The following is a 12136-nucleotide window of genomic DNA, read 5'->3' as shown; positions in this document are numbered from 1 at the left end:
GGTCGGCGGGATGACACGAAACCCGACCCCCGCTGGTACAGGGGATCTCGCACCAACCCCGTCATCCTGCTGATCTGCCCGTCCGGCGAGGACGCTCTTGATCTTTCTCGGGGGAACGGCCGCAGCCCGCACAGCGAACCCCAACCGCACCACTACCCTGCTCCCAGCACCACCCCACCCAGCACCCACCACACCACCCACCACCACCGGACCCAGCACCACTCACCAGCTCGGAAGGACTCGGGAATGGCACGCGTAGCCGCGATCGACTGCGGAACCAACTCGATCCGCCTGCTGGTCGCCGACGTGACCACTTCGGACAGTGGCGAACGCGTGCTGCGCGACGTGCACCGGGAGATGCGGGTCGTCCGGCTGGGCCAGGGCGTCGACGCCACCGGCGAGCTGCACCCCGACGCCATCGCCCGCACCCGCGCCGCGCTCGTCGACTACACGAACGTCCTGCGCCGCAAGGGAACCGAGCGCGTCCGCATGGTCGCGACCTCCGCCACCCGCGACGCCGCCAACAAAGCCGCCTTCTTCGACATGACCCGCGAGGTCCTCGGCGTCGAGGCCGAGGTCATCACCGGTGACGAGGAAGCGCGCCTGTCGTTCACCGGCGCCGTGTCCGACCTGGACGCCGACGAAGGCCCGTTCCTCGTCTCCGACATCGGCGGCGGCTCGACCGAACTCGTGCTGGGCACGTGGGACGGCGTGCGCGGCGACGTCACCGCCGCCCGGTCCGTCGACATCGGCTGCGTGCGGCTCACCGAGCGCTGCCTGCACTCCGACCCGCCCACCGAGGCGCAGGTCGAGGAGGCCGTTCGGGTGACGCGGGACGTCCTGGCCGAGGCGTTCGACGCCGTGCCCACCGCCGAGACCAAGACCTGGATCGGCGTGGCCGGCACCGTCACCACCCTCGTCGCCCTCGCCAAGGACCTGCCGCACTACGACCCGCGGGAGATCCACCTCGCCCGGCTGGGCCTGGACCGGATCCGCGAGACCACCGCCAAGCTGCTCACCATGGGTCACGACGAGCGCGCCGCGCTGGGACCGATGCACCCCGGCCGCGTGGACGTGATCTGCGGCGGCGCGCTGATCGTCCGCGCGCTGGCCGACCACCTGGAGTCGCGGGGCGTGACCGAACTGATCGCCAGCGAGCACGACATCCTGGACGGCATCGCCTTCGCGCTCTCTTAACCCCCCGCTCTCTTAACCCCGCGCTCCCCCACCCAGCCCTCGACCCACCCAGCCCTCGACCCACCCGGCAACCCCCACCGACACCTGCCCTGTCAACTGGGATTGATCGTGACCAGGTCGTGACACCCGCACTCGTGTGGCCCCGATCACCACCGCAATAGGTTCATCTCACGCTGTGAAAGCGGTCGACTCTGCTCGGTCACGCCCGATCAGGTGGGAGGACCCATTGTCACGTGCACGATTAGCCCCCGCAGTCTTCGCGGTCGCCTTGGCGGCCACGGCCTGCGGCTCGGCGGACGCACCGACCGGCTCGAACACCGACGCCGCCATCACCATCTTCAACACCGAGCCGGAGAACCCCCTCGTCCCGGGCAACACCACCGAGGTCGGCGGCAGCCGCGTCCTCGACCCCCTGTTCACCGGCCTGGTCGAGTACCGCGCGCAGGACGCGCAGCCGGTCGACGCGATGGCCGAGTCGATCGAGACCACCGACTCCCGGGTCTTCACCGTCAAGATCAAGCAGGGCTGGCGGTTCCACGACGACAGCCCGGTCACCGCCAAGAGCTTCGTGGACGCCTGGAACTGGACCGCCTACGGCCCCAACGCCACCCAGGGCGCCAGCTTCTTCTCCCAGATCGACGGCTACGACGCCGTCCACCCGGAGGACCCCGACGGCGCCGACGGGCCGCAGGAGGCACCCGCGCCGTCCGCCGAGACCATGTCCGGCCTGGAGGTCGTCGACGACCACTCGTTCAGGATCACGCTGTCGGAGCCGTTCGCCGTGTTCCCGGTGACCATCGGCTACGAGGTGTTCTCGCCCCTGCCCGAGGCGTTCTTCGCCGACCGCGCCGCGTTCGAGGCGAACCCGATCGGCAACGGCCCTTTCAAGTACGTCTCGCGGACCGTCGGCACCGACATCAAGCTCACCCGCTACGACGACTACCAAGGCGACGACAAGCCGAAGTTCAAGGACCTCACCCTGAAGGTCTACCAGAGCCGTGAATCGGCCTACGCCGACCTCGTGTCCAACAACCTGGACTTCATGGAGGAGCTGCCGCCCAACGCGTTGGCGGGCAAGCAGTACGAGACCGACCTCGGTGAACGGGTGGTGCAGCGGGAGACGCTGAACAACCAGACCATCGCGTTCCCGTTCTACCTCAAGCCCTACGACAACGCGGACCTGCGCCGCGCGATCTCCATGGCGATCAACCGCGAGGAGATCACCGAGCGCATCTTCGAGGGCACCCGCAAACCCGCGGACGGCTGGGTGCACCCCCTCATGAAGGGCTACCAGCCCGGCCAGTGCGGCGAGTACTGCACCTACAACCCGGACAAGGCCAAGGAGGCGTTCGCGAAGTCCGGGTACACGGGCGAGATCGTGCTGCTGTCCAACACCGACGGCGGGCACCAGGAGTGGGCCGAGGCGGTCGTCAACAGCATCAAGAACACCCTCGGCGTGGAAGCGCGCTTCGTGCCGTCGACGAGCTTCGGCGAGTTCCGGCAGAAGGTGAACGCGCACGAGATGACCGGCATGTACCGGGCGGGCTGGATCGCCGACTACCCGTCGATCGAGAACTGGCTCACGCCGCTGTTCCGCACCGGCGCGTCCTCCAACGACGGGCTGTACTCCAACCCGGCGTTCGACGCGAAGCTCGCCGAGGCCGACAAGGCGTCGAGCGAGGAGGACGCGATCGAGCTGTACCTGGAGGCCGAGCGGATGCTGGCCGACGACCTGCCGTCCATCCCGCTGTGGACCCAGAACACCATCGCCGGCCGGTCCGACCGGCTCAAGGTGGCCAACCTCGACCCGTTCCGCACCCTCGACCTCGACTCGGTGGAAGTGGCCTAGGCACCCACCGGCCAACCGAGGGGAGTGCGGAATTGGGCCGCTACGTGCTGCGCAGGTTGCTCCAGGTGGTACCGGTGTTCCTCGGCACCACCTTCCTGATCTACGTCCTGGTGTGGGCCGTCCCGGGCGACCCGTTCGAGGGCAAGTGCGGCGAGCGCGACTGCCCCGCCTCCTACGTGTCGATGATGCGGGAGCGGTTCAACCTGGACGACCCGCTGCTGCTCCAGTACTGGAAGTACCTGGTCAACCTCGTCCAGGGCGACTTCGGCGTCACGTCGTCCGGCGTCCAGGTGCTCGACCGGATCGCCGCGACGTTCCCGGTGACGCTGCGGCTCGCCCTGGTGGCGCTGCTGGTCGAGGCCGTCATCGGCATCACCGCCGGTGTCGTCTCCGGCCTGCGCGACCGCGGGTTCCTGGACAGCCTGGTGCTGGTGTCGACGCTGTTCCTGATCTCCATCCCGGTGTTCGTCACCGGGTACGTCGTGCAGCTGGTGTTCGGCCTGCAGCTCGGCTGGATCGCGCCCACGGTCACCACGCCCACGTTCGGGAACCTGATCGTGCCCGGGTTCGTCCTGGCCAGCCTCTCCATGGCCTACGTCGCCCGCCTGTCCCGCGCGAGCATCGCCGAGAACCGGCGCGCGGACTACGTGCGCACGGCGTTGGCCAAGGGGCTGCCGGCGCGCCGGATCGTCGGCGTGCACCTGCTGCGCAACTCGCTGATCCCGGTGATCACGTTCCTCGGCACGGACCTGGGCACGTTCCTGGGTGGCGCGATCGTCACCGAGGGGATCTTCAACGTGCCCGGCGTCGGCGGCCTGGTGTTCCGGTCGATCCTGACCAAGGACGGCGCGATGGTGACCGGCGTGGTGACCGTGCTGGTCCTGGTGTACCTGCTGATGACGTTGCTGGTGGACCTGCTGTACGCGGTCTTGGACCCGAGGATCCGCTATGACTGACCACCTGGCCTCCCTCGCCCCCGAACCCCCCGACCTTCCCGCCCGCCTCGACCACCCCGTCCGCCCGGACCGGCCGCGCGGCCTGTTCGGCGACGCCTGGCACGCGCTGCGCCGACGCCCGCTGTTCTGGATCTCGGTGTCGCTGATCCTGCTCGTCCTGCTGATGGCCGCGTTCCCCGGCCTGTTCGCCCCCGGCGACCCCGACGCGGCCGACCTGTCCAGATCGCGCGGCGCACCCTCGGCGCACGCCTGGTTCGGCTACGACAACCAGGGCTACGACATCTACACGCGCGTCGTCCACGGCGCCCGAGCGTCAGTCGTAGTCGGAATACTGTCTACAACAGGCGTCATCCTGCTCGGCGCCTCCGTCGGCGTGGTGGCCGGCTTCTACGGCGGCTGGCTGGACGCCGTGGTCTCGCGGATCGCGGACGTGTTCGTCGGTGTGCCGTTCGTGCTGGGTGCGATCGTCATCCTCACCACCTTGAACGCGGGCGGTGACGCGGGGCCGGTGCGGATCGTGGCGCAGGTGGTGCTGTCGATCTCGGTGCTGTCGTGGCCGGTGGCGATGCGGATCATGCGGTCCACCGCGATCGCGGCCAAGCAGCAGGACTACGTGAAGGCGGCGCGGGCGCTCGGCGCGTCGTCCGCGCGGATCATCGGCAAGCACATGCTGCCCAACACGATCGCGCCCGTGCTCGTGTACTCGACGATCGCGCTGGGCGCGTTCATCGGCGCCGAGGCGACCCTGTCCTACCTCGGGATCGGGCTGCGGCAACCGGTCGTGTCCTGGGGCGTGATGATCAACAGCGCCAAGGACTACCTGCGGGTCGCGCCGCATGCGCTGCTGTTCCCGGCGGGCTTCCTGACCGCGACCGTGCTGGCGTTCGTGATGCTGGGCGACGCGGTGCGCGAAGCCCTCGACCCGAAGCTCCGCTGATCGAGGAGGAGGACGGTCTTGCTGCTGGAGGTCGACGACCTGCACGTGGAATTCCGCACCCGGGACGGGGTGGCGCGCGTGCTCAACGGCGTGAGCTACCACGTGTCGGCCGGTGAGACGGTGGCCGTGCTGGGCGAGTCCGGTTCGGGCAAGAGCGTGACCGCCCAGGCGATCATGGGGATCCTGGACACGCCGCCCGCGTTCGTGACGCGGGGTTCGGTGCGGTTCCACGGCGAGGAGCTGCTGTCCGCGTCGCCCGAACGACGGCGCGCCGTGCGGGCCGACGGCGTGGCCATGATCTTCCAGGACGCGCTGTCGGCGCTGAACCCCGTGTTCACGGTGGGGTTCCAGATCGAGGAGCAGCTGCGGGTGCGGCGCGGGATGAGCCGGGCCGACGCACGGGCGCGGGCGATCGAGCTGCTCGACCTGGTGCGGATACCGGCGGCGCGGCAGCGGGTCCGCGAGTACCCGCACCAGTTCTCCGGCGGGATGCGGCAGCGGGCGATGATCGCCATGGCGTTGGCGCTGGACCCCGAGGTGCTGATCGCCGACGAGCCCACGACGGCGCTCGACGTGACCGTGCAGGCGCAGATCATGGACCTGCTGGCGGAGGTCCGGCGCGAGCGGCGGATGGGGCTGGTGCTGATCACGCACGACCTGGGGGTCGTCGCCGAGGTGGCGGACCGGATCGTGGTGATGTACGCCGGGCGGATCGTGGAGCAGGCCGACGCGGTGTCGTTGTTCGGCTCGCCCGGCCACCCCTACACGGCGGCGTTGATGCGGTCGCGGCCGCGGTTGGACGCCAAGGGCACGGCGTTGGAGACGATCCGCGGGTTGCCGCCGAGCCTGCTGCGGATCCCACCCGGCTGCCCCTTCCACCCGCGGTGCCCGAGGGCCGAGGCCGTGTGCGTGTCGCACGTGCCCCCCGACGTGCGGCTGGGGTTCGGGCGGACCAGCGCGTGCCACTTCGCGGAGGAGGTCGTCGGTGGCTGAGCTGCTGGAGGTCCGGGACCTGGTGAAGCACTTCCCGGTGACGCGGGGCGTGCTGTTCCGGCGCACGGTCGGGCAGGTGCGCGCGGTGGACGGGGTGTCGTTCTCGCTGGCGGCGGGGGAGACGCTGGGCGTGGTCGGCGAGTCGGGGTGCGGCAAGTCGACGTTGGCGCAGGTGCTGATGCGGCTGGAGCCGCCGACGTCGGGGACGGCGTCCTTCGAGGGCCGGCCGATGTTCTCGTTGCGCGGCGCGGCATTGCGGCGGTGGCGGCGGGACATGCAGATCGTGCTCCAGGACCCGTACACGTCGCTGAACCCGCGGATGACCGTCGGCGACATCGTCGGCGAGCCGTTCGAGATCCACCCGGAGGTGGCGCCCAGGGCGTCGCGGTCCGGGCGGGTGCGGGAGCTGCTCGACGTCGTCGGGCTCAACCCCGAGCACATCAACCGGTACCCGCACCAGTTCTCCGGCGGGCAGCGGCAGCGGATCGGGATCGCGCGGGCGTTGGCGCTGCGGCCGAAGGTGATCGTGTGCGACGAGCCGGTGTCGGCGCTGGACGTGTCGATCCAGGCGCAGGTGATGAACCTGCTGGCGGAGTTGCAGGGCGAGTTCGGGCTGTCCTACGTCTTCATCGCGCACGACCTGTCGGTGGTGCGGCACCTGTCCGACCGGGTGGCGGTGATGTACCTCGGGAAGATCGTCGAGATCGGCACGGAGGAGGAGATCTACGAACGCCCCACGCACCCGTACACGCAGGCGCTGCTGTCCGCCGTCCCGGTCGCCGACCCGACCCTGCGGGGCCACCGCGACGTGATCCGGCTGACCGGCGACGTGCCGTCACCGGTGGACCCGCCGTCCGGCTGCCGGTTCCGCACGCGGTGCTGGAAGGCGCGGGACGTGTGCGCGACCGAGGAGCCGGCGCTGATCACCCGGGTCGGCGCCCACCCGAGCGCGTGCCACTTCGCCGAGGAACGCCACGTGGTCCCGTGACCGTCCCGGCCTCCCGCCGCGAGGGCCCCGGCGCGCTCACGCACCAGGGCCCTCGTGTCCCACATCCGTCCCCGGCGGAGGTCGGTCGGATCAGCGGTTCGAGGCCGATTCCACGAACGCCGCGAGGTCCTTCGACTGCTGCACCCGTGACGGCTCGTGCACGTACATCATGTGTCCCGCCGGGTAGTACGCCGCTTCGATGTTCCCGTGCAGCTCCTGCGGGATCCGCAGGTGCGCCACCACGTGCTCGGCCGCGTAGTAGGGCGTCGCGCCGTCCAGGTAGCCGTACGCGATGTGCACCTTGAGGTGCGGGTTGGCGCGCATCGCCGACGACAGCTTGTTCGCCACCGTCACGTGCATGCCCTCGAACTCCTTGTACGACCAGGGCCGCACGTTCATGGTCAGGATCTCGTACGGCAGGTCGTTCTCGTACTCCAGCTCCGCCCGCACGTAGTGGTTCAGCGCCGCCGTGTACGGGCCGAGGATCGCCGAGTACGACGGGTCGTCGCTGAAGTGCTCGCGCCCGTAGTCGGCGTCCGCGCCGGTGAACCGCGAGTCCAACCGACCCACGACCAGCCGGCGCGACCGCAGCAGCTCGGTGAAGAACCGCACGTGCTCGATCCGCAGGTCCACCCGGTCCACGTAGTCCTCGCTCAGCCCGGTCAACCCGGCCAGCCGCGCCACCGCCGCCGCGCGCTCCTCAGTGGACAGCCGGCTGCCGCGCGCCAGCGCCCACGGGTAGTCGCGGGACGCGAAGTCCTCCGCGTCGGCCAGCACGTCCTCCAACGGCCGAGCACCGTGCAGCCCGTGGTAGTGCGCGATCGCCGCGTACGTCGGCAGGAACAGCGTGTGCGGCAGGTCGTTGCCCTCGCTGAAGTCCAACGTGGCGAAGTCCAGCACCGACGAGATCAGCATCAACCCGTTGAGGTACATGCCGTACCGGCTCTGGAGGTACTCGGCCAGGCCCGCCGCGCGCGTGGTCCCGTACGACTCGCCCGCCAGGAACTTCGGCGACATCCACCGCCCGTTGCGCGACGTCCACAGCCGGATGACCTCGCCGACCGACTCCAGGTCGCCCTGGAAACCGTGGTACTGGCCGGGCGCCTCGCCCTTCACCGCCCGCGAGTACCCGGTGGACACCGGGTCGATGAACACCAGGTCGCTGTGCGCGAGCAGGGTCTCGGCGTTGTCGACGAGGTCGTACGGCGGCGGCGCGAGCTCGCCGACGTCGCCGGAGACCACCCGGCGCGGTCCGAGCAGCCCCAGGTGCAGCCACACGCTGGACGAGCCGGGACCGCCGTTGAACGCGAACGTCACCGGCCGCTTCGCCGGGTCCGCGCCGTCCAACGTGTACGCCGTGACGAAGACCTCGGCCTTCGGCAGGTGCCCGTCGAACTTGCCGTCGGTCACCACCTCCTGGCGCAGCACCACCCGACCGGTGGCCGTGGTGTAGTTCAGCTTGCGCCGCTTGACGGTGATGCTGTGCTGGGTGGTGACGAGGTCGTCGGCAGGGAGGTCCTTCTCGTCGCCGATGCCCTTGGCGGCCTGCTCGTCGCCGTTGTCCTTGTCGGTCATGGTCGAACCTTACGATCGGAGTCGGCGTCAGTGCTCCCGCTTTCCGCTCTTGACGAACGTGTTGCCGCTTGCCGGGCGTGCCCGCGGTTGGTGGCGTGGCGCGAGGAGGTGGCGCGGGTCAAGCGGGCGGCGTTCCGCGACCAGGAGTACTGGGGGCGCCCGGTGCCCGGGTTCGGGCCGGCCGACGCGGCGCTGGCGATCATCGGCCTGGCGCCGGCCGCGCACGGCGCCAACCGCACCGGCCGGATGTTCACCGGTGACCGGTCGGGCGACTTCCTGTACGCGGCGATGCACGCGGTGGGCCTGGCGACCCAGCCGACGGCGACGCACGTCGGCGACGGCCTGGAGCTGATCGGCACCCGGATCACCGCGCCGGTGAAGTGCGCGCCGCCGGAGAACAAGCCGACCCCGCAGGAGCGCGACAACTGCCGTCCCTGGCTGATCCGCGAGCTCGAACTGCTCCGGCCGACGTTGCGCGCGGTGCTCGTGCTGGGCGCGTTCGGCTGGCAGGCCGCCCTGCCGGTGCTGGCCTCGTGCTGGCAGATCCCCCGCCCGCGGCCGGTGTTCGCGCACGGGGCGCACGTGGAACTGCCCGCCCAGGACGGCGGCGCGCCACTGCACCTGTTCGGCTGCTACCACGTGAGCCAGCAGAACACGTTCACCGGCAAGCTGACCCGACCGATGCTCCAGGACGTGCTGAACCACGCCAAGACCGCCGCCGGCCTGAGCCGAACAGCATAACGCTGGACGTTAATAACGGGCTCCGTTATGCTTGGGCAGGTGTTGCGGTCGTTCGCCGACAGGGAGACGGAGCGGGTATGGCAGCGGAGTCGTTCGCGAGCACTTGATCCGAACGTCCAACGGGTCGCGTTGCGCAAACTCGCCATCCTGGATGCGGCGGAGACCTTGGAAGACCTGCGGGTGCCGCCCGGCAACCGCTTGGAGAAGCTCCACGGTGACCGCGCAGGGCAGTACAGCGTCCGGATCAACCAGCAATGGCGCATCTGCTTCCGCTGGACGGATGCGGGACCGGAGAACGTTGAGATCGTGGACTACCACTGAAGGGAGCTTCGGGATGACCGACGAGATCATGCCTCCCGTGCACCCGGGCGAGATCCTCGACGAGGAGTACCTCGGACCGCTCGGAGTGACCCAGCACCGCCTCGCGGTTGCCATCGGGGTTTCACCACGCCGTATCAACGAGATCGTGCACGGCAAGCGGGGCATCACCGCTGACACCGCGCTGCGGCTCGCCCGGTTCTTCGGCACGTCCGAGAGGTTCTGGCTCAACCTGCAGTCCCGCTACGAGCTCGAACGGGAGAAGGACCACTTGGCGCAGGAATTGGCCCGGATCCAGCCGTTGGCCAGCGCGTAGGCGACGCGGCACCGGACGTCACCGAGTGCCCCGACAGACTCGGCGCAGGTCGAGCTTGCTCGCCGAGGTCGTCGGCCGCACCCCGGTCAGGTGGTTCGGCCGGACGGTCGCGTTCTCGGTAAACCGCACGCGCCGCGCCGGGGTGGCAGGCATCCTTGGTCCATGAAGCCCCGCCTCGCGCTCGTCCTCGCGGTGGGGTCCGCGCTCGTCCTCATCGCGCTCGCGGCCCGGGGGACGTCGCCGGTCCGCTACGAGGACCGGCCCGTGGACGACGACGGGACGACCACGGCGACCCCCGAGTCGGTCGAACCCCTGGACTCCGAGGTGGGCGGTTCGGTGGCGGGCGGGTCGCTGGCGATCCTGCTGATCGTGCTGGTCGCGGTCGTCGTCATCGGGGTGGTGTGGCTGCTGTTCTCGCTCGGTGTGTTCCGGCGCCCGCGGCGTCGCGGTGCGGGTGCGGCGGTCGGCGCGCCCGACCAGCCCGACGAGCGCGCCCTGCCGCCCGAGATCCTGGTCCGGCGCGCGGCCGAGGCGCTCGACGAGCTGCGCGGTCACGGGGCCGGTCCACCGGGTGACGCGGTGATCGCCGCCTGGCTCAGCCTCGAACGGGCCGCCGAGGACAGCGGTGTGCCGCGGCATGACCACCAGACGGCCACCGAGTTCACCGGCGACCTGCTGCGCCGCTACCGGGTGGACGAGGAGGCGACCGGCACGCTGCGGAGCGTCTACCAGCGGGCCCGGTTCGGCACGGCCGAGGTCACCGCGGCGGACGCGCGCACGGCCACCGAGGCGTTGGCGCACATCGTGCGGGACCTGCGGTGACGCCGCTGGTCGAAGGCATGGGCCGGGCCGTGGCGCTGGCGCTCGCCATCGCCGCGGGCACCGCGTTCGTGCTGGTCCGCGTCGGCGCTCCGTGGCTGTGGGCGGTGCTGCTCGGGTTGCCCGTCGGCGGGTTGGCCCTGCTCGTCGCACGCCTGCCGCGCGCCACGGACGTCCTGTGGGCGCCGGCGCCCGCGCACGTCTCCACCGCCACGTCCGCCCAGGCCAGTACCCTCGCCGGCCGCCTCGCCGAGGCCGCCGTCGACCAGGACCGGTTCGTCAACCGCCTGCAACCCCGGCTGCGCCGGCTCGCGGAGGCCCGGCTGCGGCAAGTGCACGGCGTGCACGACATCAACCACCCCAAGGCCCGCGAAGTGCTCGGTGACGACCTGCACCGCCTGCTCACCGACCCGGAAGCGCCGCTGCCCGAGCCGTCCGAGCTCGCCGACCTGTTGGAGAACCTGTGACCTCACCCGACACCGAACGGACGGGCGTCGAGACGATCGCGGCCGAGGCCAAGGCGGTGGTCGCCGCCGTCGGCACCGTGGTCGTCGGCCGGGAGCGGTCGTTGCGGTTGGCGCTGGCGGCGATCCTCGCGGGCGGCCACGTGCTGCTGGAGGACGTGCCCGGCCTGGGCAAGACGCTGATGGCGCGGTCGCTGGCGCAGGCGTTGAAGCTGGACTTCAAGCGCCTGCAGTGCACGCCCGACCTGCTGCCCGCCGACGTGACCGGCTCGTTCCTGTACAACCCGGGCGACCGCGAGTTCACCTTCCGCGAAGGCCCGCTGTTCACCGGCCTGCTGCTCGCCGACGAGATCAACCGCACGCCGCCGAAGACGCAGTCCGCGCTGCTGGAGGCCATGCAGGAACGCCAGGTCACGGTCGAGGGCCGCACGTTCCCGCTGCCGCGCCCGTTCCACGTCCTGGCGACCGCGAACCCGGTGGAGTACGAGGGCACCTACCCGCTGCCGGAGGCGCAGCTGGACCGGTTCCTGCTGCGGCTGGACATCGGCTACCCGCCGCCCGCCGAGGAGGTCGAGGTGCTGCGCCGCAGGCTCGTCCGGCAGCGCGAGGAGACCGAGGTCCAGCCCGTGCTGGACGCGGCCCGGCTCCAGCGGTTGCAGCACGGCGTCGAACAGGTGGTCGTGGACGACGACGTGCTGCGGTACTGCGTGGACCTCGCGTCCGCGACCCGCTCGCACGGCGCCGTCGAGGTCGGCGCGTCACCGCGCGGCGCGCAGGCGCTGGTGCTGGTGGCACGGGCCCTGGCGGTGCTGGACGGGCGGGACTTCGTGCTGCCCGAGGACGTCAAGGAGTGCGCGGTGCCCGCCCTGGCGCACCGGCTCACGCTGCGCCCGGAGACGTGGACCTCCGGCGTCACCGGCGTCGAGGTCGTGACCGAGCTGCTGGGCCGCGTGGCGGGCCCGGCCAGCACCCGCTCGTGAACC

The 12136-nt window shown here is 70.8% G+C and carries 13 protein-coding genes; 12 read left to right on the top strand and 1 reads right to left on the bottom strand.

Going from position 1 to position 12136, the window contains the following annotated elements; all coding sequences use genetic code 11:
* Positions 1-246: 246 nt before the first annotated feature.
* The 6 genes from AB0K14_RS25210 (at position 247) to AB0K14_RS25185 (ending at position 6920) form a co-directional block, all read left to right on the top strand.
* Positions 247-1197 (top strand): Ppx/GppA phosphatase family protein, encoded by a 951-nt coding sequence (locus tag AB0K14_RS25210; RefSeq protein WP_360453311.1) that lies wholly within the window; start codon positions 247-249, stop codon positions 1195-1197.
* A gap of 226 nt (positions 1198-1423) precedes the next feature.
* Positions 1424-3046 carry an ABC transporter substrate-binding protein gene (locus AB0K14_RS25205; protein WP_364338858.1) on the top strand — a complete coding sequence of 541 codons (1623 nt, stop codon included), beginning with the start codon at positions 1424-1426 and terminating at the stop codon, positions 3044-3046.
* 32 nt (positions 3047-3078) lie between these two features.
* Positions 3079-4002 (top strand): ABC transporter permease, encoded by a 924-nt coding sequence (locus AB0K14_RS25200; RefSeq protein WP_360453317.1) that lies wholly within the window; start codon positions 3079-3081, stop codon positions 4000-4002.
* A complete protein-coding gene (locus AB0K14_RS25195; protein ID WP_360453320.1) occupies positions 3995-4939 on the top strand; it encodes an ABC transporter permease in 945 nt (314 codons plus the stop codon). Before AB0K14_RS25200 ends, AB0K14_RS25195 begins: the two co-directional genes overlap by 8 nt.
* An 18-nt stretch (positions 4940-4957) precedes the next feature.
* Positions 4958-5932, top strand: coding sequence for an ABC transporter ATP-binding protein (locus AB0K14_RS25190; protein WP_360453323.1), 975 nt, complete (start codon positions 4958-4960; stop codon positions 5930-5932).
* Positions 5925-6920 (top strand): dipeptide ABC transporter ATP-binding protein, encoded by a 996-nt coding sequence (locus AB0K14_RS25185; RefSeq protein ID WP_360453324.1) that lies wholly within the window; start codon positions 5925-5927, stop codon positions 6918-6920. The genes AB0K14_RS25190 and AB0K14_RS25185 overlap by 8 nt, the downstream gene beginning before the upstream one ends.
* Before the next feature lie 90 nt (positions 6921-7010).
* Here AB0K14_RS25185 and AB0K14_RS25180 read toward each other — a convergent pair whose 3' ends face one another.
* Positions 7011-8495: a peptidase S10 gene (locus AB0K14_RS25180; RefSeq protein ID WP_360453327.1), complete on the bottom strand. Its 1485-nt coding sequence runs from the start codon at positions 8493-8495 to the stop codon at positions 7011-7013.
* A 30-nt stretch (positions 8496-8525) separates the two neighbouring features.
* Here AB0K14_RS25180 and AB0K14_RS25175 point away from each other — a divergent pair, with 30 nt between their 5' ends.
* The 6 genes from AB0K14_RS25175 to AB0K14_RS25150 all read left to right on the top strand — a co-directional run bounded on the left by AB0K14_RS25175 (position 8526) and on the right by AB0K14_RS25150 (position 12133).
* Positions 8526-9236, top strand: a complete 711-nt coding sequence (locus AB0K14_RS25175; protein ID WP_360453330.1) for a uracil-DNA glycosylase — start codon at positions 8526-8528, stop codon at positions 9234-9236.
* A gap of 39 nt (positions 9237-9275) precedes the next feature.
* Positions 9276-9557, top strand: a complete 282-nt coding sequence (locus AB0K14_RS25170; protein ID WP_360453333.1) for a type II toxin-antitoxin system RelE/ParE family toxin — start codon at positions 9276-9278, stop codon at positions 9555-9557.
* Positions 9558-9570: 13 nt separating this feature from the next.
* The gene (locus tag AB0K14_RS25165) at positions 9571-9870 is read left to right on the top strand and encodes a HigA family addiction module antitoxin (protein ID WP_360453335.1); all 300 of its coding nucleotides are present in this window, start codon (positions 9571-9573) and stop codon (positions 9868-9870) included.
* A 162-nt stretch (positions 9871-10032) separates the two neighbouring features.
* On the top strand, positions 10033-10692 hold the full coding sequence (locus AB0K14_RS25160) for a DUF4129 domain-containing protein (protein WP_360453338.1): 660 nt from the start codon (positions 10033-10035) through the stop codon (positions 10690-10692).
* On the top strand, positions 10689-11156 hold the full coding sequence (locus AB0K14_RS25155; RefSeq protein WP_360453341.1) for a hypothetical protein: 468 nt from the start codon (positions 10689-10691) through the stop codon (positions 11154-11156). The genes AB0K14_RS25160 and AB0K14_RS25155 overlap by 4 nt, the downstream gene beginning before the upstream one ends.
* Positions 11153-12133 carry a MoxR family ATPase gene (locus tag AB0K14_RS25150; RefSeq protein ID WP_360453344.1) on the top strand — a complete coding sequence of 327 codons (981 nt, stop codon included), beginning with the start codon at positions 11153-11155 and terminating at the stop codon, positions 12131-12133. Before AB0K14_RS25155 ends, AB0K14_RS25150 begins: the two co-directional genes overlap by 4 nt.
* Positions 12134-12136 lie beyond the last annotated feature (3 nt).

This window comes from Actinosynnema sp. NPDC050801 (genome assembly GCF_040673975.1).
Taxonomy (GTDB): domain Bacteria; phylum Actinomycetota; class Actinomycetes; order Mycobacteriales; family Pseudonocardiaceae; genus Actinosynnema.
The sequence above is the reverse complement of the archived record's forward strand: the minus strand, read 5'-3'. Positions and strand labels throughout refer to the sequence as shown.